This is a genomic window from Streptomyces sp. NBC_00872, from assembly GCF_045161915.1.
Taxonomy (GTDB): Bacteria; Actinomycetota; Actinomycetes; order Streptomycetales; family Streptomycetaceae; genus Streptomyces.
This window is the reverse complement of sequence record NZ_CP108806.1, coordinates 4076001-4102865: the sequence shown is the minus strand read 5'-3', so window position 1 is coordinate 4102865 and position 26865 is coordinate 4076001. Positions and strand designations below refer to the sequence as shown.

Sequence of the window (26865 nt, the reverse complement as noted above, 5' to 3'; positions counted from 1 at the left end):
TGCTCTCCGGAAGTCACCGGTATGAGCGAGCGGGATATTCACAACTGGTGAGTTGTCCACAGTTTTCGAGCAAGATCCACACGATTTCCCGTTCCGCTGCACGGTGATTCCCGTCATGAAGTTCACGGAAGCCGGAATCGCCGATACCGGATGAGTGCGAGATCGCGAGAGGCGTTCGCAGTTCCGGATCGAGGCGTGGATAGATAGGGGGCGGAGATCGTGGCTGGATCCATGACATCCGACCGGTCGCATGTGACCGAAGGACGCGGGACGGGACCGCTGATCGTCACCGAGGATGTGGAGCTGCTCGACGATCTGCTGCGGTTGTGTGCCGCGGCGGGCGCGGAGCCCGAAGTGCACCATTCGGTGCCGGAGCGCGCGGAATGCTGGGACGACGCGCCGATGGTGCTCGTCGGGGACGACGCGGCGGCCCGCTGCCGCGGTGCCACCCGCAGACGGGGCGTGATGCTCGTCGGGCGGGATCAGGACGACCCCGACGTATGGCGGCGGGCGGTGGAGATCGGCGCCGACTGTGTGCTGCGGCTGCCCGACGCGGAGAGCTGGCTCGTCGACCGGATCGCGGACGCCGCCGAGGGCGTGGGCAGGCAGGCGCTGACAGTCGGCGTGATCGGCGGGCGCGGCGGCGCCGGGGCCTCGACGCTGGCCTGCGCCCTGGCCGTGACCGCCGCGCGGAGCGGCCGGCGCACGATGCTCATCGACGGAGATCCCCTCGGTGGCGGGCTCGATGTGCTGCTCGGCGGGGAGCAGACACAGGGCAGACGCTGGCCGGATTTCGCGGCGTCCAAAGGGCGGGTCGCCGGCGGAGCGCTGGAGGAGTCGCTGCCCCGCCTCCATGAGCTGCGGGTGCTGAGCTGGGATCGCGGGGACTCGGTGGTGATCCGGCCGGAAGCCATGCGGTCGGTGCTCGCCGCCGCCCGCAGAGGCGGTGGCGTCGTGGTGGTGGATCTGCCGCGCCGGGTCGACGAGGCCGTGGCGGAGGCGCTGGCGCAGCTCGATCTGGGGCTGCTGCTGGTGCCGGCCGAACTGCGGGCGGTCGCGGCGGCCCGCCGGGTCGCCTCGGCGGTGAGCATGGTGCTCCAGGATCTGCGGGCGGTGGTCCGCGGTCCGTACGCGGCCGGGCTGGATGAGCGGTGGATCGCCGACGCGCTGAGGCTCCCGCTCGTGGGCGAACTGCCCCTGGAAGCGGGTCTGTCGCAGGACCAGGACGGCGGAGCGCCGCCGGGCTCCCGGGCGCGCGGACCGCTGGCCACGTTCTGTACGGCCTTCTGGGAGCGGGCCCTGGCCGGGGACGGGAGTGTGGCGTCATGACCGCGGGCACGGCCGGGGTCGGGCTGCTCGACGCCGTACGGCAGCGGCTCGCGGCGAGCGGGGCGGATCCGACGCCGGCGAGGGTGGCCGCCGCCTTACGGGCCCAGGGGCGGCTGCTGGGGGACACGGAAGTGCTGGGCGCCGCCGAGGAGTTGCGGTGCGAGCTGGTGGGGACGGGGCCGCTGGAGCCGCTTCTCGCCGACCCGTCGGTGACCGATGTGCTGGTCTCCGCACCCGACCGGGTGTGGGTGGACCGGGGCGGCGGGCTGGAGCTGACCACCGTGTCGTTCGCGGACGCCGCCTCCGTACGGAGGCTGGCGCAGCGGCTTGCCGCGGTGGCCGGGCGGCGACTGGACGACGCGCGGCCCTGGGTGGACGCCCGGCTTCCCGACGGGACCCGTATGCACGCGGTACTGCCGCCGGTGGCGGTCGGCTCGACGTATCTCTCGCTGCGAGTGGTGCGGCCCACGGCGTTCTCACTGGGTGAACTGACCGAGGCGGGGACGGTGCCACCAGGCGGTGAGCGGGTTCTGCGGGCGCTGATCGAGGCGCGGCTGTCGTTTCTGATCAGCGGCGGCACGGGCACAGGAAAGACCACTCTCCTGTCCAGCCTCCTCGGTCTGGTCGGGCCGCGCGAACGGATCGTACTGGCTGAGGACTCCGCGGAGTTGAGGCCCGACCACCCGCATGTGGTGCGGCTGGAGGGCCGGTCGGCGAACCAGGAGGGCGCGGGACTGGTGGAGCTGCGGGATCTGGTCCGGCAGGCACTGCGGATGCGGCCGGACCGGCTGGTCGTCGGCGAGGTCAGAGGCCATGAGGTCACCGAATTGCTGGCTGCTCTGAACACGGGCCACGAGGGCGGCTGCGGCACCGTGCACGCCAATACGGCGGCGGATGTGCCCGCGCGGTTGGAGGCCCTGGGGACGGCGGCGGGCCTCGACCGGGCGGCGCTGCACAGCCAGTTGGCCGCCGCGCTCTCGGCCGTGATCCATCTGGTGAGGGATCGCGACGGGCGCCGGAGGATCGCCGAGGTGCATGTGCTGGAGCGGGACACCGCGGGGTTGGTGGCGCCGGTGCCCGCGCTTCGCTGGGGCGCCGAGGCCTTCGCGTACGAGCGGGGCTGGCCACGGCTGCGGGCGCGGATCGGCGGTGCGCTGTGACGGCCGTGTGGACGGCGCTCTGGGTGGGCGCGGTGGCCCTGTGCGCGGGGGCCGCGGCCTGGCTGACGGTCGGGCACGCGCGCGGGCTGCGCCGGGCCGTCCTGCTGTTCGGGGACGGCGGGGGCGGCGACGGGCTGGGCGACACCGGGCCGGGGGTTCCTCGGTGGCGGCGCTGGACGGCCAGGGCATGGGGGCGGGTGCGAAGTCTGGGGCGGGAGTGGCTCTGTCTGCCGCCCGCACTGGTGCTCGCCGTGCTGGGGGACTCGGTGCTGTCGCTGATCGGGGGCGCACTGGCGGTGCCGCTGATGAGGCGGAGCCTGCGGTCACGGGGGCGGAGGAGATCGCGGGAGCGGCGGGCCGACGGGGTCGTCGCGCTGTGCGGCACGGCGGCGGGCGAGCTGAGGGCCGGTCTCCAGCCCGCGCAGGCCCTGCTGGTCGCCTCGGGGGCCACGGGCGGGCTGGGAGGCACTGAGGCCGCCGTGCTCGCCGCCGTGCGGTTCGGCGGCGACGTACCGGACGCCCTGCGCCTGGCGGCCCGAGAGCCGGGCGCTGACGGGCTCGTGGGGCTCGCCGCCTGCTGGCGGGTGGCCGTGGACGGCGGGGCGGGGCTCGCCGCGGGGCTGGACCGGCTGGAGGCGGCGCTGCGGGCCGAGCGGGAGCGACGGGAAGCGTTACGGGCCCAGCTGACCGGCGCCTGGTCGACGGTCGCGCTGCTCGCGGTGCTTCCGGCGGTGGGTCTGCTGCTGGGTTGGGCTCTGGGCGCGGACCCGCTGCGGGTGCTGCTCCACACCCCGGCCGGCTGGGGACTGCTGGCGGTGGGCGGAGCGCTGGAGGGCGCGGGCCTGTGGTGGGCCGTCCGGATCGTGCGGGCGGGGGAGGCGTCATGAGCCACGACGTCGTCCACAGGCTGTGGGCAGTGGTCCCGGCCCTCGCCGCCCTCGGCTGCGCCGTGCTGGCGGTGGCGGCTCTACGGCGCGAACGGCGCGTACGCGGGAGGCTGGCGGCCCTGCTGGCGGTCGAGGACGGCCTGTCGGCGGTCGAGGTCGGACGCCGGCGAGCACGGCCGCAGATCGGGGCCTGGGCGCGGCGCTGGGGCCCGCCGTTCTGCGCGGCCGTCATCGGCTGTGTCCTGGTCGGTGGGGCGGCCGGCCTGCTCGTGGGGCTCGCGGGGGCGTACGGGGTACGGAGATGGCTGCGCACCCGGAAGCCGGACGACGGCACCCTGGCCGGTGAGACCGTCCGTCAACTGCCGCTCGCCGCAGATCTGCTGGCAGCCTGCCTCGCCGCGGGGGCCGGTCCCCGTGAGGCGGCGGAGGCGGTGGGTGAGTCGCTGGGCGGGCCCGTGGGGGACCGGCTGGCGCGGACGGCGGCCGAGCTGCGGCTCGGCGGCGAACCGGCGGAGGCGTGGGGACGGCTCGGGGCGATACCGGGCGCGGCCGGGCTGGCCCGCTGTCTGGAGCGGGCGGCGGCCACGGGCGCGCCGGCCGCGGAGCCGGTGTCCCGGCTGGCCGAAGGCTTCAGGGCGGAGCGGTCACGAGCCGCCCTGGCCAGGGCCCAGCGGGCCCAGGTGTTGATCACCGCGCCGGTGGGGCTCTGCTTCCTGCCCGCCTTTCTGACGGTGGGGGTGGTGCCGGTGCTCATCGGCCTCGCGAGCGGGCTGCTGAAGGGCAACTGAGATTCCTGCGGGCCGGTAATGCGAGTGGATCTTCTTTCAGCTCTTTGAGCTTTCAGGTCTCTGAGCGATCTCTACGGGGAGGCAGACATGTGGATGACTGTGCGACGGACAGGCCGGACGATCCGGACGGCACTGATGACGTGGATCGGATGGACAGGACGAACCGGACTGACGGGCCGCGTGAACCGGTGGGGACGGATGAGGCGGGCATGGCCGGGGCGGCTCCGCGCTGACACGGGGATGGCCACGTCCGAGTACGCCGTGGCGACCATCGCGGCCTGCGCGCTCGCGGCCGTGCTCTACAAGGTGGTCACGAGCGGGTCCGTCTCGGCCGCGCTGGAGTCGGTGATCGGGAAGGCGCTCCATGCGCAGATCTGAGGCCGTGCGTTTCGAGCGGGGGTCCGTGACGGCGGAGGCGGCCGTGGCCGTGCCGGCGTTGGTGGTGTTCACGATGGCCCTGGTCTGGGCTCTGACGGCGGCCTCCGCGCAGATCCAGTGCGTGGACGCGGCACGGGCGGTGGCGCGGGCCGCCGCCCGGTCCGAGCCAAGGTCCGCGGCGCTGGAAGCAGGGCGCTCGACGGCCCCCGACGGCGCGAGGGTCACGCTGGAGCGCGAGGGGGATCTGTGGCGGGCGCGGGTGGAGGCCCCGACGCCGGGGACGGGCGGACTGGGCGTGACGCTCACGGCGGAGGCCGCCGCGTCGGCCGAGGACGCCCTGGACGCCTCTGGAGACGGCATGGGAGGCCCGGTGCCGGCCGTGGTGGTGCCATGACCAGGGACCGGGGCGCGGCGACGGTGTGGGCGGCCATGGCGGCCACCACGATGTGCGTGGTGTTCGCGGTGGTGCTCGCCATGGGACAGGCGGTCGTCGCCCGCCACCGGGCGGCTGCCGCGGCGGATCTGGCGGCCCTCGCTGCGGCCGATCACGCGCTGCTCGGGCAGACGGACGCCTGCCGCCGGGCGGCCGCCGTGGCATCGGCACAGGGGGCGGAGGTGGTGAGGTGCGGGCTGAGCGGGGGCATCGCGGATGTGACGGCTCGGGCGCCCTTCGGACCGTACGTCCCGACGGTCAGGGCCCGCGCGGGCCCGCCGCTCGCGACACCCCCGCCCGGAGCCGGGGAGGCCGTGCCATGAGATGACGGCTGCTCGGCGGCGGGCCCTCGTTACGAGTACGAGCCTCCGCTGCCCGACGGCTGCTCCACGGAGGGCGCGACCGTCTCGGCCGCCGCCCCTGAGACCGCCGGGGCGGCCAAAGTCCTCGGGGCTGCCGAGACCACCGGGACCGCTGGGGGCGCGGGGTCCCGCGGACCGTCCGGGTCCCGGGGGCTCTCCGGGGCGTCCGGATCCGGGGCCGAGCTGAGCAGCTCGGTCAGGAGCCGAACGGCTCCCCGCTTGTGCAGGGGATCGTTGCCGTTGCCGCACTTGGGGGACTGGATGCAGGACGGACAGCCGGCGTCGCACTCGCAGGAGGCGATGGCCTCGCGGGTGGCCGAGAGCCACTCCCGGGCCGTCCGGAAGGCCCGTTCCGCGAAGCCCGCGCCGCCTGGATGGCCGTCGTACACGAAGACCGTCGGCAGCAGGGTGTCCGGGTGGAGCGGGACGGACACCCCGCCGATGTCCCAGCGGTCGCAGGTGGCGAAGAGCGGGAGCATCCCGATCGAGGCGTGCTCGGCCGCGTGCAGCGCGCCGCCGAGCTGCTCCGGATTGACCCGTGCCCGGTCGAGCTGGTCCTCGGTGACCGTCCACCACACGGCCCGGGTGCGGAGCGTCCGTGGCGGCAGATCGAGCTTGCTCTCGCCGAGCACCTCGCCGGTGATGAGCCTGCGGCGCAGAAAGGAGACGACCTGGTTGGTGACCTCGACGGAGCCGTAGCAGAGGCGTCCGTCGCCCCAGGGGATCTCGGTGTCGGTTTCGAGTACGGAGATGGCGGTGGTGTCACGGGCGGTGGTGGAGTACGGCGGGGCGGCCTCCTCGACCAGGGCGACCGAATCGGCCAGATCGAGCCGCTTCACCAGATAGGTCCGGCCCTGGTGGAGATGGACGGCGCCGTCGTGGACCGCGGTGTGGGCGGCGGCCTCGTCGACCGTGCCCAGCAGCCGGCCGGTCGCGGCCTCGACGATCTGGACGGGACTGCCGCCCTCACCCCGGATGTCGGTGAGGTCGGCGGCCCGCTCCCGGCGGGTCCAGTACCAGCCGGAGGCACGGCGGCGCAGCAGTCCGGCGGTTTCGAGCTGCGGCAGCAGATCGGGGACGGCCGGGCCGAAGAGCGTCAGATCGTCCTCGGTGAGCGGGAGTTCGGCGGCGGCGGCGCAGAGATGGGGGGCGAGGACGTACGGGTTGTCCGGGTCGAGGACGGTGGATTCGACAGGCCGCTGGAACAGCGCCTCGGGGTGGTGGACGAGGAACGTGTCCAGCGGATCGTCCCGGGCGACGAGGATGGCCAGCGCTCCTTGCCCGGCGCGGCCGGCGCGCCCCGCCTGCTGCCAGAGCGAGGCGCGGGTGCCGGGGTAGCCGGCGATGAGGACGGCGTCCAGCCCCGAGACATCGATGCCCAGCTCCAGGGCGGTGGTGGCGGCGAGACCGAGAAGCTCGCCGGAGTGCAGCGCGTTCTCCAGGGCGCGGCGCTCCTCGGGGAGGTAGCCGCCGCGGTAGGCGGCGACCCGGCGGGCCAGGGAGCGGTCCACCTCGGCCAGACGTTCCTGGGCGATCACGGAGATGAGCTCGGCGCCGCGCCGGGAGCGTACGAAGGCGACCGTACGAACGCCCTGGACGGTCAGGTCGGTGAGGAGGTCGGCGGTCTCCGCCGTGGCCGTACGGCGGACGGGAGCCCCCTTCTCGCCGTGGAGCTCGGTGAGCGGGGGCTCCCAGAGGGCGAAGACGAGTTCGCCGCGCGGTGAGGCGTCGTCGGCGACCTCCTGGACGGCCAGCCCGGTGAGCCGGCCGGCGGACACGGCGGGTTCCGCGGCGGTGGCCGAGGCGAGCAGGAAGACCGGATTCGCTCCGTAGCGGGCGCATACACGGCGGAGTCGCCGCAGCACCTGGGCGACGTGTGAGCCGAAGACGCCGCGGTAGGTGTGGCACTCGTCGACGACGACATAGCGCAGGGAGCGCAGGAAGGAGGACCAGCGGGGATGGGACGGGAGTATGCCCCGGTGCAGCATGTCCGGGTTGGTCAGCACGTAGTTGGCGTACTGCCGGACCCATTCACGCTCTTCGACGGGGGTGTCACCGTCGTAGACGGCGGGACGTACGCGGTTGCCGAGCGGCTCGGCGAGCGCTCTGACGGCGCGGCGCTGGTCGGCGGCGAGCGCCTTGGTCGGCGCGAGATAGAGCGCGGTCGTGCCCCGGCCGTTGGCGGCCTCCGAGCCGTCGAGGAGCGTGGACAGCACGGGAGCGAGATAGGCGAGGGACTTGCCGGAGGCGGTTCCGGTGGCGATGACGACCGATTCGCCGTCCAGGGCGTGCTCGGCGGCGAGCGCCTGGTGGGCCCACGGATGGTCGATCCCGGCCTGCTGAATGGCGTTGATCACTTCTGGTCTGATGCGATCGGGCCAGACGGCATGACGTCCCGCCCGCGGGGGCAGGTGCTCCGTATGGGTGATGCGCGCAGCCCGGCCCGCTCCCGCGGCGAGCCGGTCGAGGACCGTACCGGGGGAGGGTCGCTCGCCCCCGGTCGCGGGGGGCCCGCTGGGGCATGGATTCCTGGCCATCGGCATCGAGTGTGTCACTGGTGTGACGGACAATGGGCTCAAGGCGTCGTGCGCGACTGCTGGTAAGTGATTGAATGCCATCGCGGCTGGCGATACGTCCCCTGGCTCCGTAGGGGAGACCCGAGGGGCGACCGCTCGATAGCAAGGTGCTGGAGGATCCGTGGACCTGTCCCTGTCGACTCGCAATGTGTCCGGCCCTGGTGGCGACCGTACGGTCGTCGAGGTCGGTGGCGAGATTGATGTGTATACCGCGCCCAAGCTGCGCGAGCAGTTGGTCGAGTTGGTGAACGACGGCAGCTACCACCTGGTTGTCGACATGGAGGGTGTGGACTTCCTGGACTCGACCGGTCTCGGCGTGCTCGTGGGTGGCCTGAAGCGAGTGCGGGCCCATGAGGGCTCGCTGCGTCTGGTCTGCAACCAGGAGCGCATTCTCAAGATCTTCCGGATCACCGGCCTCACCAAGGTGTTCCCGATCCACACCACGGTCGACGAGGCCGTGGCGGCCACCGACTGAGGTCGGCCACAGCCTTCCGGAAGAGGGGCAGAGGCACCGGGCGTTTCGCCCGGATGCCCTCGCTCGTGAGTTCGCACGCTCGTACGTTCGAGGGGGATCGCATGGCCACCGTTGAACTGCGCTTCAGCGCCCAGCCCGAACACGTCAGGACGGCCCGTCTGGTGGCGGCCGCCGTGGCGCGCCGGGCCGGGGTCGACGAAGCAGTGTTGGACGAGGTCAGACTCGCGGTCGGTGAAGCATGCAGCCGGGCGGTCGGGCTGCACCGTAGCCATGGCATCACCGCCCCGGTGAGAGTCGTGCTGACCGAGGACGAGAAGAACTTCTCCATCGAGGTCGGCGACGGCGTCACCGGCACAGGCGGCGGTGCCGCTGGTGGTGCGGCCTCGGACGCGCCCGAGGGGGCGTCCTCGGGCGATCTGTACGACGGCGACGCCGAGGGCGAGGACGAGATGGGGCTCGCGGTCATCAGCGGCCTCGTCGACGATGTGGAAGTCACCACGGGAGACGACGGCGGGGTCATCCGGATGAGCTGGCCGACGACGACGGCCGTCACGCTGTCCTGATCGGACCGCCATGTTGCCCTGGCCGATCCGTCACGCTGCCCTGGTCGAACTGTCGCGATGCCCTGATCGAATCGCGAGGATGTTCTGATCGGACTGTCGGGACGCATTGATCGAATTTCGCCATTGCCCCACCTCGAAAGGCCCTGCTGAGCAGGGCCTTTCTTATTTCGCAGAAGATCGTCGATCATTTTATCAATGTGTTTATACCATTACGTGTTTTCGGTGTGACCATTTGTGTGCGGATAAGTCAAGGTCGATTACATGTGGCGTGCTCTGTTTTGATCAGGTTCTGCTCCCTACAATCCGTCCATCTTGAACGCTGAGCGTCAAGGAGGACGAATGGCGGGGCACTTCCATCCACAACTGTCCGAACACCCCACTTCTCTCGCGGCCGCGATACTCACGGACGACAATCGGCTCATCGTGATCGTCATCGCGGTTGTCGCGCTGGCGGCTCTGTTCGTCGCCCAGCTCCTGGTGCGCCAGGTCCTGTCGGCCGGCGAGGGCACGGATTCGATGAAAGAGATCGCGGCGGCCGTACAGGAAGGCGCGAATGCCTATCTGGCCCGGCAGTTGCGTACCCTCGGCGTCTTCGCCGTCGTGGTGTTCTTCCTGCTGATGCTGCTGCCGGCGGACAACTGGTCGCAGCGCGCGGGACGTTCGCTGTTCTTCCTGGTGGGTGCGCTTTTCTCGGCGGCCACCGGTTACATCGGCATGCGCCTTGCCGTACGCAGCAATGTGCGGGTCGCCGCGGCGGCGCGCGAGGCGACACCGGCGGAGGGCGAGCCGGAAAAAGATCTCACGGCCGTTTCCCACAAGGCCATGAAGATCGCATTCCGTACGGGCGGTGTGGTCGGGATGTTCACGGTGGGCCTCGGTCTGCTCGGTGCCTCCTGTGTGGTCCTCGTCTACGCCGCCGACGCGCCCAAGGTGCTGGAGGGCTTCGGACTCGGCGCCGCGCTGATCGCCATGTTCATGCGAGTCGGCGGCGGGATCTTCACCAAGGCCGCCGATGTCGGCGCGGACCTGGTCGGCAAGGTGGAGCAGGGCATTCCCGAGGACGATCCCCGTAATGCCGCGACCATCGCGGACAACGTGGGCGACAACGTCGGGGACTGCGCGGGTATGGCCGCGGACCTGTTCGAGTCGTACGCCGTGACGCTGGTCGCCGCGCTCATCCTCGGCAAGGCGGCGTTCGGGGACTTCGGGCTCGCCTTCCCGCTGATCGTTCCCGCGATCGGGGTGGTCACGGCGATGATCGGTATCTTCGCGGTGGCCCCGCGCCGCTCCGACCGCAGCGGTATGAGCGCCATCAACCGCGGCTTCTTCATCTCCGCGGTGATCTCGCTCGCCCTGGTGGCCGTGGCGGTCTTCGTCTATCTGCCATCCTCGTACGCCGGACTGGACGGAGTGGACGACCAGGAGATTCTCACGCACAGCGGCGATCCGCGCGTGATGGCCCTGGTCGCGGTCGCCATCGGTATCGTGCTCGCCGCCCTGATCCAGCAGCTCACGGGCTACTTCACCGAGACCACCAGGCGCCCGGTCAGGGACATCGGCAAGTCCGCCCTGACCGGTCCCGCCACCGTGGTGCTCGCGGGCATCGCCATCGGTCTGGAGTCCGCCGTCTACACCGCGCTGCTGATCGGCCTGGCGGTGTACGGGGCGTTCCTGCTCGGCGGTACATCGATCATGCTCGCCCTCTTCGCGGTGGCGCTGGCCGGCACCGGGCTGCTCACCACCGTGGGCGTCATCGTCGCCATGGACACCTTCGGCCCGGTCTCCGACAACGCCCAGGGCATCGCCGAGATGTCCGGCGACGTCCAGGGCGCGGGCGCTCAGGTGCTCACCGACCTCGACGCCGTCGGCAACACCACGAAAGCCATCACGAAGGGCATCGCCATCGCCACGGCCGTACTCGCCGCGGCGGCACTCTTCGGCTCGTACCGCGACGCCATCGCCACGGCCGTCGCGGATGTGGGAGCCGTCGCCGGCGAGCTGACGCTCAGTCTGGACATCTCCCAGCCCAACAATCTGGTGGGGCTGATCCTCGGCGCCGCGGTCGTCTTCCTCTTCTCCGGACTGGCGATCAACGCGGTGTCGCGGTCGGCCGGTTCGGTGGTCTACGAGGTGCGGCGGCAGTTCCGCGAGCATCCCGGGATCATGGACTACACCGAGAAGCCGGAGTACGGGCGCGTGGTCGACATCTGCACCAAGGACGCGCTGCGCGAGCTGGCCACACCCGGTCTGCTCGCCGTCCTCACCCCGATCGCGGTGGGCTTCTCGCTCGGGGTCGGGGCGCTCGGCTCGTTCCTGGCCGGCGCGATCGGCACCGGCACCCTGATGGCCGTCTTCCTGGCCAACTCCGGCGGCGCCTGGGACAACGCCAAGAAGCTGGTCGAGGACGGGCACCACGGCGGCAAGGGCAGCGACGCCCATGCCGCGACGGTGATCGGGGACACGGTCGGAGACCCGTTCAAGGACACGGCGGGTCCCGCCATCAACCCGCTTCTCAAGGTGATGAACCTGGTGGCGCTGCTCATCGCGCCCGCGGTCGTGCAGTTCAGTTACGGGAGTGACGCCAGCGCGGGCATCCGCGCCGTGGTGGCCGTGCTCGCGCTGGCTGTCATCATCGGGGCCGTCTATGTCTCCAAGCGGCGCTCGGTGACGGTGGACGGCGGGGACGGCAGCGGCGGGGACGGCCCTGGCGGCGGAACGGAGAAGTCGCCGGACCCGGCCGTGGCGTCATGACGGCCGGTCGGACGGCGCCTCGGGGCCCGTGATCGTACGGGCCGCGGCCCGTGACCGTATGTGTCGGGGGCCGTGGCCTTGTAGTGGCCTGTAGGGGGTGTGCGGGCGGGCGGCGCGGAGGGACGCGCCGTCCGCCCGTCGGCGTTCCCGGGAACGCACGGTGCGCGTGAGGTGTCTCTCCCTTGGTGCAAATGGCTGCAATGGTGCACAGACCGCGCGACCTGGACACGGTTGTCGCCCACTTGGCGTGTATGTTCCGGGGCCGAGAGCCTTGGAAGGGACCATCCGGTGAACAAGAAGCTTGTGGCCGCGCTGTCCGGCGGTGCGGTACTGCTCATGACGCTGTCCGGTTGCAGTGACGACAGCGAGAGCAAGGTGAACGACTGGGCCAAGAAGGTCTGCGACCAGGTTCAGCCCGAGCTGAAGAAGATCGGGGCCGCCAACACCTCCATCCAGCAGGCGACCTCGGACAGCACCAAGCCCATCGATGTCCAGAGGACCGACTCCGCGGCCTTCCAGTCCATCTCCGGCGCCTACAAGGCGCTGGGCTCCGCCGTGAACAGCGCGGGCGCCCCGCCCGTCACCGACGGCGAGAAGACTCAGCAGGAGGCCGTCAAGGAACTCAACGCCACCTCCACGGCGTACGCGGGTCTCCAGCAGAAGGTCGACGAGCTCGACACGAAGGACCAGGCGGACTTCGCCGACGGTCTCAAGGGCGTCGCGGACGAGCTGGACAAGCTCAGCAGGAGCGGCGACAAGGCGCTCCAGAAGCTCCAGTCCGGCGCCGTCGGCAAGGCGATGGCGAAGCAGACCGGGTGCCAGAAGACACCGCCGACCAGCGCCGGGGCGACCGGCTCGTCGGTGAACGGCGGCTAGGAACCCTCAAGAAACATCGGGATTCTCCGGCAGGAAACATCAGAATCCTCCGGAATCCGTCGGAAACAGCCAGAGACAGTCGGAAACCGTCCGTATCGTCGCCGCCGTCAGGCGATGGGCGGCGGTCCGCGACATCCGCTCTTGGACGCTCTCGAACACGACACCGCGGCCCGGTCCCCCGAACGGAGGGACCGGGCCGCGGGCCGTTGTCAGTGGGAGCCGCCACAATGGGCGGGTGAGTACGACCAGCCTTCCCGCGCCCGACCACTCGCCCCGACTCCGTGCGGCACTGCTCGCCGCCGATTTCACCGTTGACGGCCTGCTCGACCTGCTCGGCGCGCCCGCGTACGCCGCGCTGGCCCGCAGTGAGACCGTGCCCGCGCTGCGCGCCACCCGCGGCGACACCCCGCTCGAAACGCTCGTACGGCTCTTTCTGCTCCAGAAGCCGGTTCCGGAGGAGCGTGCGGCGGCCGCGCTGCCGTTGGAGGAGGCGCTGGCCGACGGCTGGCTCGTACGGGACGGGCAGGACGGACAGGAGGCCCGGCGGGACGGGCAGGAGGTCCACGCGACGGTGGACGTCCGGCCGTACGGCGGGCCGGAGGGCCAGGACTGGTTCATCGTCTCCGACCGGGGGCTCGCCGTCGGGGGTGCGTCGGGCGCGAGCGGCCATGACGAGGGGGTCGTGCTCGGAGTGGGCGGGGCCTCCACGACCCTGGCGGGGATCACCGTACGGACACCCGTCGAGAGGGCACTCGACCTCGGCACCGGCTCCGGTATCCAGGCCCTGCACGCGGCCCAGCACGCCGTACGGGTCACCGCCACCGATCTCAATCCGCGGGCCCTCGGCTTCACGCGGCTGACACTGGCACTCTCCGGCGCGCCGGAGGTCGAACTGCGCGAGGGCTCGCTCTTCGAGCCCGTGGGGGACGAGACGTACGACCTGATCGTCTCCAACCCGCCGTTCGTCATCTCGCCCGGCGCCCGGCTGACCTACCGGGACGGCGGGATGGGCGGGGACGATCTGTGCCGCACGCTCGTCCAGCAGACCGGCGAGCGGCTGCGCGAAGGGGGATTCGCGCATTTCCTCGCCAACTGGCAGCACGTGGAAGGGGAGGAGTGGGAGCAGCGGCTGCGTTCCTGGGTGCCGGCCGGCTGCGACGCCTGGATCGTGCAGCGGGAGGTCCAGGACGTGACGCAGTACGCGGAGCTGTGGCTGCGCGACGGCGGCGACCACCACGAGGACCCGGAGGAGTACGCCGCGCGGTACGAAGCGTGGCTGGACGAGTTCGAGGCCCGCAAGACCAAGGCGGTCGGCTTCGGCTGGATCACGCTCAGGAAGACGGGCGCCGAGCGGCAGTCGATCGTCGTGGAGGAGTGGCCGCACCCGGTCGAGCAGCCGCTCGGCGAGACCGTACGGGCCCACTTCGAGCGGCAGGACTATCTGCGCGCGCACGATGACGCGGGCCTTCTGGCCGGCCATTTCCTTCTGGCGCCCGAGGTCGTCCAGGAACAGGTGGGGCTGCCGGGTGCCGAGGATCCCGAGCATGTGGTGCTGCGGCAGCACCGGGGTATGCGGCGGGCCACGAAGGTCGACGCGGTGGCCGCAGGGTTCGCCGGGGTCTGTGACGGGAGGCTGAGCGCCGGACGGATCCTGGACGCGATCGCCCAGCTCATGCAGGAGGATCCGGTACTGCTCAGGGACCGGACGCCCCAGGCGATCCGGCTGCTGGTGGAGGAGGGTTTCCTGGAACCGGCACCGACTTCGCTCTGACATGACCGCCGTGCGGACCGCCGCCGCGCGACGTGCGCCCAGGTGCCGACAGGGCCTGTCGGCCCGCCCCTGGGCGCTGCGGCCGTCCGGCGCGCGGTGGCACATCCGGGTGCCGTGGCCGTCCTGCGCTCCGCAGCACTTCCGGGTGCCGCAGCCCCTCTCTCGCGCGGTGGGACAGGACCGATTGCCCGTGCCCCGCGCCCCGCGCGGGCGCGTGCGTCGCAGTCGTCCCACCGGGGCCTGTGCAGGGCACGGGGCCCGTGAACGCGTTCGTGGCGTTCACCAGGAGTTCGTGCCGCTGACGCCCTGAGGTGCCAGCCTCAGGCCCTGAATCCTTGGTGCCCCGAGGCGGGCGCCACGCGCGGAGCGAGGTACGGGCATGGAGAGCGGGCCGGCGGTATTCGCGGGAGCGGTATTCGCGCTGTTCGGTGCCGGACTGCTGCTGTGGACGGTGGCGCGCGTGCTCCACCGCGCACCGGTGGCCCACGGAGTGCGGCCTGCGGCGTCCATCACGCTCGCGACACTCTCGGGCGTGGTCTTTCTCGCCCTCGGCGTGTGGTGTTTCAGTCGTATCTGATCCTCTTCCCCGGAGCGGGACCAGCACTGCCGCGTCATGATCGAACAGACCCGCGCGGAGTGCCGCCGGGCCGCCGGACCTGCACCGTACGGGTTTCGGCACCCTCGGACACGACCGTCCCGGAGCGCCTCGGCCGAAGCACGGCCGGTGCGGTCCGACGCGACGGGCATGGGGGTCCGGGCGGCAGGAATGGCTGGAGTCGGGTTACCGTTCGAGTGGCCGTTGCGGGCTTTCGCCGTTTGACACGGGGGCGGGTTGTACCGTCACACTCCGCAGCGAAGCAGCGTCACCGCTGGGCCGTCCGCGCCCGGCCGTGCCGTCCGCGCCGTACTGCCGTACGGGCCCACCGAGCGTCGACCGGAGAGAAGAGCGAAGTTGTCCCCGACCAGCGAGACCGCACACGGCGGCCGCCGACTCGTCATCGTCGAGTCGCCTGCCAAGGCGAAGACGATCAAGGGGTACCTCGGCCCCGGCTACGTCGTCGAGGCGAGCGTCGGGCACATCCGCGACCTCCCGAACGGCGCCGCGGAGGTGCCCGAGAAGTACACCGGTGAGGTGCGCCGCCTCGGTGTGGACGTCGAGCACGACTTCCAGCCGATCTATGTCGTCAACGCCGACAAGAGGGCCCAGGTCAGAAAGCTCAAGGAGCTGCTGGCCGAATCCGACGAGCTCTACCTCGCCACCGATGAGGACCGCGAGGGCGAGGCCATCGCGTGGCACCTCCAGGAAGTTCTCAAGCCCAAGGTCCCGGTCAAGCGGATGGTCTTCCACGAGATCACCAAGGACGCGATCCGGGCCGCCGTCGCCAACCCGCGTGAGCTGAACACGCGGATGGTCGACGCGCAGGAGACCCGCCGTATCCTCGACCGTCTCTACGGCTACGAGGTCTCGCCGGTCCTGTGGAAGAAGGTCATGCGGGGCCTCTCCGCGGGCCGTGTGCAGTCCGTGGCCACCCGGCTCGTCGTCGAGCGGGAGCGCGAGCGCATCGCGTTCCGCTCCGCCGAGTACTGGGATCTGACCGGTACGTTCTCCACCGGACGGGCCGGAGACGCCTCCGACCCGTCCTCGCTCGTCGCCCGGCTGAACGCGGTCGACGGCAGGCGTGTCGCCCAGGGCCGTGACTTCGGTCCTGACGGACGGCTCAAGTCCGACCAGGTGCTGCATCTGGACGAGGCCAACGCGCGGGCGCTCGCCGCCGCACTGGCGGACACCGCCTTCACGGTCCGCTCGGTCGAGTCCAAGCCGTACCGCCGCTCCCCGTACGCCCCGTTCCGTACGACGACTCTTCAGCAGGAGGCCTCGCGCAAGCTGGGCTTCGGGGCCAAGTCCACGATGCAGGTCGCGCAGAAGCTGTACGAGAACGGCTTCATCACCTATATGCGTACGGACTCCACGACCCTCTCGGACACGGCGGTCTCGGCGGCCCGCGCGCAGGTCACGCAGTTGTACGGGGCGAGCTATCTGCCGGACAAGCCGCGTACGTACGCGGGCAAGGTCAAGAACGCGCAGGAGGCGCACGAGGCGATCCGTCCCTCGGGCGACCGTTTCCGTACTCCCGCGGAGACGGGTCTGACCGGCGACCAGTTCAAGCTGTACGAGCTGATCTGGAAGCGGACGGTCGCCTCCCAGATGAAGGACGCGGTCGGCAACAGCGTCACCGTCAAGATCGGCGGGACGGCAGGCGACGGCCGGGACGCGGAATTCTCCGCCTCCGGCAAGACGATCACCTTCCACGGCTTCATGAAGGCGTATGTCGAGGGCGCGGACGACCCGAACGCGGAGCTGGACGACCGTGAGCGCCGGCTGCCGCAGGTCGCCGAGGGCGACGCGCTCACCGCCGAGGAACTGTCGGTCGACGGCCACGCGACCAAGCCGCCGGCCCGTTACACCGAGGCCTCGCTGGTCAAGGAGCTGGAAGAGCGCGAGATCGGCCGTCCGTCGACATATGCCTCGATCATCGGCACCATCCTCGACCGCGGCTATGTCTTCAAGAAGGGCACGGCGCTCGTCCCGTCCTTCCTCTCCTTCGCCGTGGTCAATCTGCTGGAGAAGCACTTCGGCCGGCTGGTGGACTACGACTTCACGGCCCGGATGGAGGACGACCTCGACCGTATCGCGCGGGGCGAGGCCCAGGCCGTGCCGTGGCTGAGGCGTTTCTACTTCGGGCAGGGCGACGACAACGCGGGTCTCGCGTCGGGCGCAGGCAATGGCGACGGGGACCACCTCGGCGGTCTCAAGGAACTGGTCACCGACCTCGGAGCGATCGACGCGCGCGAGATCTCCTCCTTCCCCGTCGGCGACGGCATCATGCTGCGCGTCGGCCGGTACGGGCCGTATGTGGAGCGCGGGGAGAAGGACGAGGAGGGCCACCAGCGCGCCGATGTGCCGGAGGACCTGGCACCCGACGAACTGACGGTCGGATACGCGGAGGAACTGCTCGCCAAGCCGAGCGGTGACTTCGAGCTGGGCGCCGATCCGGTGACCGGTCATCAGATCGTGGCGAAGGACGGCCGGTACGGTCCCTATGTCACGGAGATCCTGCCGGACGGCACCCCGAAGACCGGCAAGAACGCGGTCAAGCCCCGTACCGCCTCCCTCTTCAAGTCCATGTCCCTGGACACGGTCACGCTCGACGACGCGCTGAAGCTGATGTCGCTGCCGAGGGTGGTCGGCAAGGACGCCGAGGGTGTCGAGATCACCGCGCAGAACGGCCGGTACGGCCCGTATCTGAAGAAGGGCACGGACTCGCGGTCGCTGGAGCGCGAGGACCAGCTCTTCAGCATCACGCTGGACGAGGCGCTGGCGATCTACGCGCAGCCCAAGCAGCGGGGACGGGCCGCGGCCAAGCCGCCGCTGAAGGAGTTGGGCACGGACCCGGTGAGCGAGCGTCCCGTCGTGGTGAAGGACGGCCGTTTCGGGCCGTATGTCACGGACGGCGAGACGAACGCGACCTTGCGGACCGGGGACAGCGTCGAGGAGATCACCCCGGAGCGCGGGTACGAGCTGCTCGCGGAGAAGCGGGCGAAGAGCCCGGCCAAGAAGACCGCGAAGAAGGCGGCCAAGGCTCCGGCGAAGAAGGCTCCGGCCAAGAAGGCGACGACGGCGAAGAAGGCCGCGGCGAAGAAGACGACGACCGCGACGGCGAAGACCGCGGCGGCCAAGAAGACGGCGTCCGCGAAGACGGCTTCCGCTCGGACGTCGTCCGCCGGTACGGCGACTGCCCGGACGGCGTCCTCCGCGGAAACGGACGAGTAGGGCGCGTACGGCGAGTGGGCGGGCTGGACGCGTACGGCGAGTGGGGCGGCTGGGCGCGTAGAACGGCTTGGGCGCGTTCGGCGGGTGGGGCGAGTGGGGCGAGTGGGGCGCTGACAGGGCAGGTCCACGGGCCCTGCGGGGTGTTCGGGCGCGGGCGCGGCGCATCGTCATAGGACGATGCGGGGCGCTGTAGGGCTTTTCGGGCGTTATGGGGTCAGATGACGACCGACCCGGACGTATGTGCGCCCACGTGTTCGGACAGCGGCTCCAGGGAGTCAACAGCTCCGGATAGGCTGGGCGGATGACGCGAGCCGAGCAGCCAACGGTCGTGAGCCCCACCTCCGACTCCGACGCACTTGCCGCAGACTCACGAGAGCGTGCCGTGCGGTCCCTGCTGCGCCTTCCTCCGCTCAGGCGGTTGTGGGGGGCGCAGTTCGCCGGCGGCATCGGCGACGTACTCGCCGTACTCGTGCTTCTGCTGCTGTCGTTGCAGGCGGCGATCGCCGAGGGCTCATTCGGTGCGGGATACCGGGGCGCGGCGTTCGCCGTCGCGGCCGTGTTCGGCGCACGGGTCCTGGCCACGCTGCTGTTCGGAACGGTCCTTCTCCGACCGCTTTCGGGGCTGCTCGCACCGGGTAGCGGGGCACGGCCTGTGCCGGTGACCGGGACCGTCGGCACAGGTGCGGCTGGTGCGGTTGGTGCGGCCGGCGGAGACTCCGACGCCGTTGGTACCGCCGGTGCCGCCGGGGCCGCCAAGAAGTCCGCCAAACCGGCGAGGGACGGTGGTCCGCTGGACCGTCGCTGGACCATGATCGTCGCGGATGTACTCCGTCTCGTGCTGCTCATCATCGCGCCGCTGTGGCTCGAATGGTCGCCCGACCGCGCGCTCCCGATCCTCCTGAGCACGGTCTTCGTCCTCGGTGTCGCCGAGAGGTTCTGGACGGTCGCCAAGGAGAGCGCCGCCCCCGCCCTGCTGCCGGCCCCGCCGCTGGAGGGTGCCGCGGTACGACCGCTTCCCGACCACTTCGACGCGCTGCGCCGGCTCTCCCTGCGTACGGCCTTCGCCGCGGTGCCCGTCGCGGCGGCCGTCCTGCTCGTCGCCACGCTGGTCGGCAATCTGCTCGGGACGGGCATCGACTGGTTCTCGCTGCATCAGGCGGCCCTCGGCTCGTATGTCGCGGCGGGGCTGTTCGCCGCGTCCGTGTCCACCCTGTACTTCCTTGAACTGCCCGACGGCCATACGCCCCGTCCGCGCTCCCCGATCGAAGGGCTGCGGCGTCCGTCCGCCGCAGGTGGCGCCGGGGGCCGGGACAAGGGACGTACGGGCGCTCTTCCGCTGCTGGTCCTCGCGTGCGGCGCGATCGCGGGAGCCGTCGCGTCCGCCGTCGCCGTCTCCGTACTCCACGCCAAGGACCTGGGCGGCGGTCCCGTCGCCTTCGCCCTGCTGGTCCTCGCGCTGACCGGCGGCACGGGACTCGGTATCCGCCGCGCCCAGAAGGTGCTGCCCGCTCTGTCGCGGCGACGCCTGTTCGCGCTGGCCATCGCGCTCACCGGCATCGCGCTGCTGGCGATGGGACTGGTGCCGGACACGGCGACTGTGCTGTTCATCGCGCTGTTCGCCGGCTTCGGGGCCGGTGTCGTGGCGAGTACCGGACACGCGCTTATCGACCTGGAGGCGGAGGAGTACCGTCGTAACCGAGTCACCGAACACCTTCAAGCCGTCGTAAGGGTCTTTGTCGCAGTCGGCGTGGTCGTCGCCCCCCTCGTCGCCGCGGCCATCGGCCCGCACCGCCTCGCCAATGGAACCTTCGTCTTCGCGCACGACGGCGCGGCCTTCACGCTGATGCTGGTAGGCGCGCTGTTGCTCCCGGTCGCGGCGGTCGTCCTCGCCAAGACGGACGACCGTTCCGGTGTCCCGCTGCGCCGTGACCTGCGGGACGCGCTGCGCGGGGGCGCGGATCCGGTTCCGGCCCCGGCAGCCGCGAGCGGGTTCTTCCTGGCGATCGAGGGCGGCGACGGCGCTGGCAAGTCGACCCAGGTCGAGGCGCTGGCCGAATGGATCCGTGCCAAGGGCCACGAAGTGGTGGTCACCCGCGAGCCGGGCGCCACGCCGGTCGGCAAGCGGCTGCGCTCGATCTTGCTGGACGTGTCGAGCGCTGGTCTGTCGAACCGCGCGGAGGCACTGCTGTACGCCGCCGATCGCGCCGAGCATGTGGACTCGGTCGTACGCCCCGCCCTGGAGCGCGGCGCGATCGTCATCTCCGACCGCTACATCGATTCGTCCGTGGCCTACCAGGGCGCGGGGCGGGACCTCTCGCCGACCGAGATCGCCCGTATCTCGCGTTGGGCGACGGACGGTCTCGTACCGCACCTCACCGTGCTGCTCGATGTCTCGCCGGAGACGGCACGCGAGCGGTTCACGGAGGCCCCGGACCGGCTGGAGTCCGAGCCGGCCGAGTTCCACCAGCGAGTACGGTCGGGCTTCCTCACCCTGGCCGCCGCCGATCCCGCCCGTTATCTCGTCGTGGACGGCGGGCAGGAGCCGGAGGCGGTCACCACGGTCGTACGGCACCGGCTCGACCAGATGCTGCCCCTCTCCGAGGCCGAGGTGAAGGCCCGCGAAGACGCGCGGAAGGCCGCCATCGAGGAGGCCCGGCGCAAGGCGGAGGAAGAGGCCGCGCGCAAGGCGGAGGAGGAGCGGCTGGAGCGTGAGCGCGAGGCGCAGCTCGCCAAGCTCCGGGCCGAGGAGGAGGAGCGCAAGCGCCGCGAGCTGGAGGAGGCACGGCAGCGCGAGGCCGAGCGGCAGGCGGAGGAGGCCAGGGTGCGTGCCGAGGAGGCACGGCGGCTGGCCGAGGAGGAGCGTAAGCGGCGGGAGGCCGAGGAGCGGGCGTACGAGGCGGAGCAGGCGCGGCTCAGGAGGCAGGCTCAGGAGGAGGCGCGGCTGCGCGCCGAGGCCGAGGAGCGGCGCCAGGAGAAGCAGCGCAAGGCGGAGGAGGCCTTGCTGCGGGCCGAGGAGGCACGGCGGCTCGCGGACGAGTCGGCGGGAGCTGCGGGGACTGCGGGGACTGCGGGAGGTTCCGCCGGAGGATTCGCTGCTGGTTCAGCCGACGGCTCCGTTGCCGAGTCCGCGATCTCGCCGAATGAGATCACGGTGCCCACGGCGTTCGTGAAGAAGCCGATGGACGCTCCGAAGCCGGCGGACGCTTCGGACGCGGTGACCCAGGAGGTCCCGGCGGTACGGCCTGACGACGCGCAGGCGGCGGGGGCGCGTGACGCCGAGGAGACGAGGGTCATTCCGCGCATGCCGGAGCGGCCCGAGTGGTCCGAGCGGTCCGAGCGGTCCGAGCGGTCCGAGCGGTCGGCATCGCCCGACCGGGAGGCCGGTCGGGCGGCGGACGAGACGGCTGTGCTGCCTCAGGTGCCGTCGGCGCCGGTACGGGACGGGGAGCGGCGGGGCACGGTCGAGGTCCGGGACGCACAGGAAGCGCGCGCGGTCGATGAGACCGCCGTACTTCCGCCCGTACGGAACAGTGATCCCGCCGACCGGGTGCCGCGGGGCTACTTCCGCGAGGACGAACCGGCTCCGCCCGCCGACGGCGGCAACGAACGCACACGCGAGCTGCCGCAGTTCCCTCCGCAGGGCAGTGCCGAAGGGGAGCCGGAGCAGCAGCGCCCGCGCCGCCGCTCGGACTGGGCGGAGGAGACTCCGCTGGACGATCTTCCGAGCCTGGCGGACGAACTGCTCGGCCCGCACGAGGGCGACGACGAGACGGACAGCAGGCGCCGTCGCCGCTGAGCCCTGAAGGCCGCTGAGCCCTGAAGTGGGGGAGGGACTGTCAGACCCTGCCCCCACAATGGAATCGGAGCCAATGGAATCGAAGCGGCACAGGGCGCTCCGAGCGGCACGGCACGCATGGGCACGGTAAGGCGCCCACGCGCGCGGCTGGGCAGGAAAGAGCAGGGTAGGGCAGCGGACGGCAAGGAGCGGTGACGGCGTATGACCGTATGGGACGACCTGGTCGGGCAGGACCGCGTCCATGTGGCGCTCTCCGCCGCCGCCCGTGACGCCGACGCGCGGGTGACGGCCGAGGCCTCGGGCACCCCGCCGCCCGAGGCCTCGAAGATGACGCACGCGTGGCTGTTCACCGGGCCGCCGGGCTCGGGCCGTTCCACCGCAGCCCGCGCCTTCGCCGCCGCGCTCCAGTGCGTCAGCCCGGACCGCGCGCTCGGCGGAGAGCCGGGCTGCGGGTTCTGCGACGGCTGCCATACGAGCCTGATCGGCACGCACGCCGACGTCGAGGTGATCCGTACCGACCTGCTCTCCATCGGCGTCAAGGAGACCCGTGAGCTGGTGCGCCGCGCCCAGCTCTCCCCGGCCGGAGGCCGCTGGCAGGTCATCGTGCTGGAGGACGCCGACCGCCTCACCGAGGGCGCGGGCAATGTTCTGCTGAAGGCGGTGGAGGAGCCGGCGCCCCGTACGGTCTGGCTGCTCTGCGCGCCCTCCCTGGAGGACGTTCTGCCCACCATCCGCTCGCGCTGCCGCCATCTTGTCCTGCGTACGCCGGCGGTGGACGCCGTCGCCGATGTGCTGATCCGGCGCGACGGGATCGAGCCGGAGGCCGCCCATGCCGCAGCCCGTGCCACCCAGGGACATATCGGCCGCGCCCGTCGCCTCGCCACCGACGACCGGGCCCGTGCCCGCCGTGCCACCGTGCTCAAGATGCCCCTGCGCGTGGACGACATCGGCGGCTGTCTCAGGGCCGCCCAGGAGCTGATCGACGCGGCGACGGAGGACGCCAGACAGGTCGCCGAGGATGTGGACGCCAAGGAGACCGAGGACATGAAGGCCGCGCTCGGCGCTTCGGCGGGCGGCCGGATGCCCCGGGGGACGGCGGGGGTCATGAAGGAACTGGCCGACCGCCAGAAGCGGCGTTCCACCCGTACCCAGCGGGACAGCCTCGATCTCGCCCTCACAGACCTGACCGGTTTCTACCGCGATGTGCTGACGCTCCAGTTCGGCTCGCGGGTCGCGCTCGCCAACGGGGACGTACGGGACGCGCTGGACCGTGTCGCCCGAGCCTCGACGCCTGAGCGGACCCTGCGCCGGATAGAGGCGATCAGCGCCTGCCGCGAGGCGCTGGACCGCAATGTGGCGCCGCTGCTGGCGGTGGAGGCGATGGCGGTATCCCTACGGGCGGGCTGACAGCGCGGGCGCTGACTGTGCGGGCAGGCGCGGGTAGGAGCGGGCGGGCCGCGGGTGGGCCTGACGTGCTGGCGGTGCTGGCGGGCTGATAAACGGTGTACTCACCCGTACGAGTACCGACGGGCGGTATACGCCATCCGGCGGCTAGGCTCCCGGAATGGACAACAGGCGCCTGCTCCGTGTCTCCGCCACCGCCCTGGCCGCGGCCGGTCTGCTGATCTTCGGTTGTACGCCGACCTCGGGCACATCGACCTCGGGTACGACGGACTCCGGCACGTCGGCCTCGGGCACGAGAGCCTCGAAGCCGGATCCGGCGGCCCTGAAGAAGTTCTACGACCAGAAGCTCGCGTGGCGCGCGTGCGGAGCCCCCGGTTTCCAGTGCGCCACGCTGAAGGCCCCGCTCGACTACGCCAAGCCGGACGGGACCGAGATCAAGCTGGCCGTCGCCCGTAAGAAGGCCACGGGTCCCGGCACGCGGCTGGGCTCGCTCCTGGTCAACCCGGGCGGCCCCGGGGGCTCGGCGATCGGTTATCTCCAGGGGTATGCCGGTATCGGCTATCCGGCTCCCGTCCGGGCCCGGTACGACATGGCCGCCATCGACCCGCGCGGAGTCGCCCGCAGCGAACCGGTCGAATGTCTCACCGGTGCGGAGATGGACGCGTACACGCAGGTCGACCAGACTCCTGACGACCAGGCCGAGACCGGGCTGCTGACCGAGTCCTTCAAGAAGTTCGCCCAGGGCTGCGAGAAGCGTTCGGGCGATATCCTCCCGCATGTCTCCACGGTCGAGGCGGCCCGTGACATGGACATCTTCCGCGCCGCGCTGGGCGACAAGAAGCTGTCGTACGTGGGCGCCTCGTACGGCACCTTTCTGGGGGCGACCTACGCCGAGCTGTTCCCGGAGCGCACGGGCCGGCTCGTCCTCGACGGCGCGATGGACCCGTCCCTGCCGGCCCGAGATCTGAACCGCGATCAGACCGCCGGCTTCGAGACGGCCTTCCAGTCCTTCGCCCAGGACTGTGTCAAGCAGACGGACTGTCCCCTGGGCAGGACCTCCGCGGCCGAGGTCTCGACCCGGATGAAGGCCTTCTTCCTGACTCTGGACGCCAGGCCCGTCCCCACCGGCGAGAGCCGCCAGCTGGGCGAGTCCCTCGCCACGACCGGTGTGATCGCCGCGATGTACGACGAATCCGCCTGGCCCCAGCTCCGCGATGCCCTGGCCGCCGCGATGGACGGCGACGGCGCCCCTCTTCTCGCGCTGGCCGACTCGTACTACGAGCGTGACGGCGACGGCGCGTACGCGAACCTGATGTACGCCAACTCGGCCGTGAACTGCCTGGACCTCCCGCCCGCCTTCACCGGCCCCGAAGAGGTCACCCAGGCGCTCCCCTCCTTCGAACAGGCCTCCCCGGTCTTCGGCCGGGGCCTCGCCTGGGCCTCCCTGAACTGCTCCTACTGGCCCACCGAGGCCACCGGCACCCCGCACCGCATCGAGGCGAAGGGCGCGGCCCCGATCGTCGTGGTAGGCACCACCCGCGACCCGGCCACCCCGTACAAATGGGCCCAGTCCCTGGCCGCCCAGCTCTCCTCCGGCACCCTGCTCACCTACGACGGCGACGGCCACACGGCCTACGGCCGGGGCAGCGACTGCATCGACACGGCGATCAACACCTACCTCCTGGAGGGCACACCCCCACCGAACGCCAAGAAGTGCTCCTGACCTGCGACAAGACCCCCACCCCAGGCATGTACGGAGCACCCCCCGAAACTGTGTAGACTTGGCGGCGCCGCAGACCGCACCATGGTCCACACGGCACGCCGCCTTAGCTCAGTTGGCCAGAGCAACGCACTCGTAATGCGTAGGTCTCGGGTTCGAATCCCGAAGGCGGCTCCACGGAAAACCCCAGGTCAGACTTCTGGCCTGGGGGTTTCTCTTTTGTTGACCTTGGAATCTTCGCAATTCGGGTGAGGCGCGGGCCGGGGCGAGGCAATCCGTGCGACGGTGCCTCCCCCGGCGTCTTATGATGCGCTGGGTCCCAGGCTTCAAGCGGTGTAAGTCCAAGCCGCGCTGCCCGCGAGGGCAAGCACTGCGGCGCATACCACCGCGCGTCCGCGGGACTTTGGTCCCCAGCCGCGCCAGATCAGTGACGTGGTGAGGAACTGCAGGGCGGTCGCATAGATCAGGACTTCGAGTGCGATGAAGAAGGAGACGGTCCACCTTCCACTCATCGCGGAACCGACACCATGGCCGAGCACTGCGGCGACGCCACCGAGCAGGGCCGCTCGGATACCTTCACCGGCCGCCTGGCTGCTTGTCTCTCCTCGACGTACTCGTGACGACTTCGACATCAATTCCCGTGCGACGAACCCGAGCACGATGATGCCTATCGCCGCGACGAGGCTTGCGACCGCTGTCGCCGAAGCCAATCCGTCGACGACGGACGCCGATTCCTTCATGGACATGTATTTGCTTTCCCGAGAGAGATGGAGGTTCATCAGGTGCCCCGCGGCCGGGGCCGCGGGGCACCTGCCGTGGTCAGATCCCCTTACACGCGGCCTTGATTGCCGGGTAGCCGAGGATGACGGCTGCCGCGTGCCGAACTGTGCCCTTGACCTTCTTGCCTCGCCGCATGGCGCGGACGTAGCTCACAAACCGTCGAATGCCGACGTTCCTGATGACTCGGATGGCACGAATGAGCCGCAGGCTGGCTCCAGCCGGTGTGAAGCTGGCCAGGAAGGCGGCGACGGTGGCGACACAGATGGCGAACTTTTTCCACTTGGACCAAGACCACCATTTCCCGTTCAGATCATACATATTGACCGGGTCGGCCGGATAACCGTAGGTGTTGGCACCGCCGTCGGCGATCGGGTCCGACTGCAGGAACCGGCCGGTGGTGGGGTCGTAGACGCGTGCCCCCATCAAAGTGAGCATCAAGGCGGGCGAGGGCGTCATCGTGGCCAACGACGTCGGCAATCGTGACGGGACGGCGTTCCCCGACCCTGATGTGCTGGACATCCACCGGCAGTCGCGTCACCATGTCGCGTTCGGCTACGGCATCCATCAGTGCCTCGGTCAGCCTCTGGCCCGGGTCGAGTTGCAGGTCGTGTACAGCACGCTCTACCGCCGTATCCCCACCTTGGATCTGGCCGTTCCCTTCGAGGAAGTGCCCTTCAAGGAGGACATGACCGTCTACGGCGTCCACTCGCTTCCCGTCACCTGGTGAGGAGTTCACCCCATGCGCGTTACCGTTGATCAAGAAAAGTGTGTCGGTGCCGGCCAGTGCGTCATGCTCGCACCCGATGTCTTCGACCAGCGCGACGAGGACGGCGTTGTCGTACTGCTGACGGAGACTCCCGCCGCCGAGCTGCACGCGGATGTCCGTATGGCCGCGCAGGTGTGTCCGGCGCTGGCCATCGACCTCGACGAGTCGTAGCCGCCGCACGCGCGCCGCCCGACCCGGTCATGGGGGTGGGCCGGAGC

General features: G+C 71.0%; 21 protein-coding genes, 1 tRNA gene and 1 pseudogene. 20 read left to right on the top strand and 3 right to left on the bottom strand.

Translation table 11 applies throughout. The features are described from left to right. The first annotated feature begins 231 nt into the window (after positions 1 to 231). The 7 genes from ssd to OG214_RS17495 all read left to right on the top strand — a co-directional run bounded on the left by ssd (position 232) and on the right by OG214_RS17495 (position 5298). Complete coding sequence (gene ssd / locus OG214_RS17525; protein ID WP_365903555.1) at positions 232 to 1329, top strand: septum site-determining protein Ssd; 1098 nt, start codon at positions 232 to 234, stop codon at positions 1327 to 1329. After that, positions 1326 to 2489 carry a TadA family conjugal transfer-associated ATPase gene (locus OG214_RS17520; protein WP_405985235.1) on the top strand — a complete coding sequence of 388 codons (1164 nt, stop codon included), beginning with the start codon at positions 1326 to 1328 and terminating at the stop codon, positions 2487 to 2489. Before ssd ends, OG214_RS17520 begins: the two co-directional genes overlap by 4 nt. Continuing rightward, a complete protein-coding gene (locus OG214_RS17515) occupies positions 2486 to 3376 on the top strand; it encodes a type II secretion system F family protein (protein WP_405985234.1) in 891 nt (296 codons plus the stop codon). The genes OG214_RS17520 and OG214_RS17515 overlap by 4 nt, the downstream gene beginning before the upstream one ends. Further along, entirely contained in the window at positions 3373 to 4164 is a 792-nt protein-coding gene (locus tag OG214_RS17510) for a type II secretion system F family protein (RefSeq protein ID WP_405985233.1), read from the top strand. Before OG214_RS17515 ends, OG214_RS17510 begins: the two co-directional genes overlap by 4 nt. A gap of 240 nt (positions 4165 to 4404) precedes the next feature. Next, positions 4405 to 4542, top strand: a complete 138-nt coding sequence (locus OG214_RS17505) for a DUF4244 domain-containing protein (protein WP_237540801.1) — start codon at positions 4405 to 4407, stop codon at positions 4540 to 4542. Further along, complete coding sequence (locus OG214_RS17500; protein WP_363080478.1) at positions 4529 to 4936, top strand: TadE family type IV pilus minor pilin; 408 nt, start codon at positions 4529 to 4531, stop codon at positions 4934 to 4936. The genes OG214_RS17505 and OG214_RS17500 overlap by 14 nt, the downstream gene beginning before the upstream one ends. Next, positions 4933 to 5298: an Rv3654c family TadE-like protein gene (locus OG214_RS17495; RefSeq protein WP_363080477.1), complete on the top strand. Its 366-nt coding sequence runs from the start codon at positions 4933 to 4935 to the stop codon at positions 5296 to 5298. The genes OG214_RS17500 and OG214_RS17495 overlap by 4 nt, the downstream gene beginning before the upstream one ends. A gap of 29 nt (positions 5299 to 5327) precedes the next feature. Here the strand turns inward: OG214_RS17495 and OG214_RS17490 are convergent, their stop codons facing one another. Beyond that, a complete protein-coding gene (locus OG214_RS17490; protein ID WP_405985232.1) occupies positions 5328 to 7955 on the bottom strand; it encodes a DEAD/DEAH box helicase in 2628 nt (875 codons plus the stop codon). A 79-nt stretch (positions 7956 to 8034) separates the two neighbouring features. On the opposite strand from OG214_RS17490, the gene OG214_RS17485 reads away from it, so the two are divergent. The 11 genes from OG214_RS17485 to OG214_RS17435 all read left to right on the top strand — a co-directional run bounded on the left by OG214_RS17485 (position 8035) and on the right by OG214_RS17435 (position 25278). Beyond that, entirely contained in the window at positions 8035 to 8388 is a 354-nt protein-coding gene (locus OG214_RS17485) for an STAS domain-containing protein (protein WP_003967428.1), read from the top strand. Between the two features lie 101 nt (positions 8389 to 8489). Beyond that, a complete protein-coding gene (locus tag OG214_RS17480) occupies positions 8490 to 8951 on the top strand; it encodes an ATP-binding protein (protein WP_405985231.1) in 462 nt (153 codons plus the stop codon). A gap of 339 nt (positions 8952 to 9290) precedes the next feature. Further along, on the top strand, positions 9291 to 11702 hold the full coding sequence (locus tag OG214_RS17475) for a sodium-translocating pyrophosphatase (RefSeq protein ID WP_363080474.1): 2412 nt from the start codon (positions 9291 to 9293) through the stop codon (positions 11700 to 11702). 288 nt (positions 11703 to 11990) lie between these two features. After that, entirely contained in the window at positions 11991 to 12578 is a 588-nt protein-coding gene (locus tag OG214_RS17470) for a small secreted protein (RefSeq protein ID WP_365903544.1), read from the top strand. A gap of 235 nt (positions 12579 to 12813) precedes the next feature. Continuing rightward, positions 12814 to 14349, top strand: a complete 1536-nt coding sequence (locus OG214_RS17465) for a methyltransferase (RefSeq protein ID WP_405985230.1) — start codon at positions 12814 to 12816, stop codon at positions 14347 to 14349. Between the two features lie 379 nt (positions 14350 to 14728). Continuing rightward, positions 14729 to 14926, top strand: a complete 198-nt coding sequence (locus OG214_RS17460; protein ID WP_066950783.1) for a hypothetical protein — start codon at positions 14729 to 14731, stop codon at positions 14924 to 14926. Positions 14927 to 15301: 375 nt separating this feature from the next. Beyond that, entirely contained in the window at positions 15302 to 18181 is a 2880-nt protein-coding gene (topA, locus tag OG214_RS17455; RefSeq protein WP_363080470.1) for a type I DNA topoisomerase, read from the top strand. A gap of 301 nt (positions 18182 to 18482) precedes the next feature. Continuing rightward, a complete protein-coding gene (gene tmk, locus OG214_RS17450; protein ID WP_405985229.1) occupies positions 18483 to 21977 on the top strand; it encodes a dTMP kinase in 3495 nt (1164 codons plus the stop codon). Between the two features lie 201 nt (positions 21978 to 22178). Beyond that, positions 22179 to 23384, top strand: coding sequence for a DNA polymerase III subunit delta' (locus tag OG214_RS17445; protein WP_363080468.1), 1206 nt, complete (start codon positions 22179 to 22181; stop codon positions 23382 to 23384). 157 nt (positions 23385 to 23541) lie between these two features. Beyond that, positions 23542 to 25104, top strand: coding sequence for an alpha/beta hydrolase (locus OG214_RS17440; protein ID WP_363080467.1), 1563 nt, complete (start codon positions 23542 to 23544; stop codon positions 25102 to 25104). 97 nt (positions 25105 to 25201) lie between these two features. Continuing rightward, positions 25202 to 25278: transfer RNA gene (locus OG214_RS17435), tRNA-Thr, on the top strand. 149 nt (positions 25279 to 25427) lie between these two features. Here the strand turns inward: OG214_RS17435 and OG214_RS17430 are convergent. Beyond that, on the bottom strand, positions 25428 to 25880 hold the full coding sequence (locus tag OG214_RS17430; RefSeq protein ID WP_363080463.1) for a hypothetical protein: 453 nt from the start codon (positions 25878 to 25880) through the stop codon (positions 25428 to 25430). Positions 25881 to 25920: 40 nt separating this feature from the next. Further along, entirely contained in the window at positions 25921 to 26304 is a 384-nt protein-coding gene (locus OG214_RS17425; RefSeq protein ID WP_405985228.1) for an RHS repeat-associated core domain-containing protein, read from the bottom strand. Positions 26305 to 26311: 7 nt separating this feature from the next. Here OG214_RS17425 and OG214_RS17420 point away from each other — a divergent pair. Then, positions 26312 to 26608: pseudogene (locus tag OG214_RS17420) on the top strand (cytochrome P450); the annotation flags it as partial. Positions 26609 to 26620: 12 nt separating this feature from the next. Beyond that, positions 26621 to 26818 (top strand): ferredoxin, encoded by a 198-nt coding sequence (locus OG214_RS17415; protein ID WP_363080461.1) that lies wholly within the window; start codon positions 26621 to 26623, stop codon positions 26816 to 26818. Positions 26819 to 26865: the final 47 nt, after the last annotated feature.

Bases quoted from the DNA above. Each gene is read 5' to 3' on its own strand.
- ssd (WP_365903555.1), top strand. From the start codon at position 232: ATGACATCCGACCGGTCGCATGTGACCGAAGGACGCGGGACGGGACCG.
- OG214_RS17520 (WP_405985235.1), top strand. From the start codon at position 1,326: ATGACCGCGGGCACGGCCGGGGTCGGGCTGCTCGACGCCGTACGGCAG.
- OG214_RS17510 (WP_405985233.1), top strand. From the start codon at position 3,373: ATGAGCCACGACGTCGTCCACAGGCTGTGGGCAGTGGTCCCGGCCCTC.
- OG214_RS17505 (WP_237540801.1), top strand. From the start codon at position 4,405: ATGGCCACGTCCGAGTACGCCGTGGCGACCATCGCGGCCTGCGCGCTC.
- OG214_RS17500 (WP_363080478.1), top strand. From the start codon at position 4,529: ATGCGCAGATCTGAGGCCGTGCGTTTCGAGCGGGGGTCCGTGACGGCG.
- OG214_RS17495 (WP_363080477.1), top strand. From the start codon at position 4,933: ATGACCAGGGACCGGGGCGCGGCGACGGTGTGGGCGGCCATGGCGGCC.
- OG214_RS17490 (WP_405985232.1), bottom strand. From the start codon at position 7,955: ATGGCATTCAATCACTTACCAGCAGTCGCGCACGACGCCTTGAGCCCA.
- OG214_RS17480 (WP_405985231.1), top strand. From the start codon at position 8,490: ATGGCCACCGTTGAACTGCGCTTCAGCGCCCAGCCCGAACACGTCAGG.
- OG214_RS17475 (WP_363080474.1), top strand. From the start codon at position 9,291: ATGGCGGGGCACTTCCATCCACAACTGTCCGAACACCCCACTTCTCTC.
- OG214_RS17460 (WP_066950783.1), top strand. From the start codon at position 14,729: ATGGAGAGCGGGCCGGCGGTATTCGCGGGAGCGGTATTCGCGCTGTTC.
- tmk (WP_405985229.1), top strand. From the start codon at position 18,483: ATGACGCGAGCCGAGCAGCCAACGGTCGTGAGCCCCACCTCCGACTCC.
- OG214_RS17445 (WP_363080468.1), top strand. From the start codon at position 22,179: ATGACCGTATGGGACGACCTGGTCGGGCAGGACCGCGTCCATGTGGCG.
- OG214_RS17440 (WP_363080467.1), top strand. From the start codon at position 23,542: ATGGACAACAGGCGCCTGCTCCGTGTCTCCGCCACCGCCCTGGCCGCG.
- OG214_RS17430 (WP_363080463.1), bottom strand. From the start codon at position 25,880: ATGAACCTCCATCTCTCTCGGGAAAGCAAATACATGTCCATGAAGGAA.
- OG214_RS17425 (WP_405985228.1), bottom strand. From the start codon at position 26,304: ATGGGGGCACGCGTCTACGACCCCACCACCGGCCGGTTCCTGCAGTCG.
- OG214_RS17415 (WP_363080461.1), top strand. From the start codon at position 26,621: ATGCGCGTTACCGTTGATCAAGAAAAGTGTGTCGGTGCCGGCCAGTGC.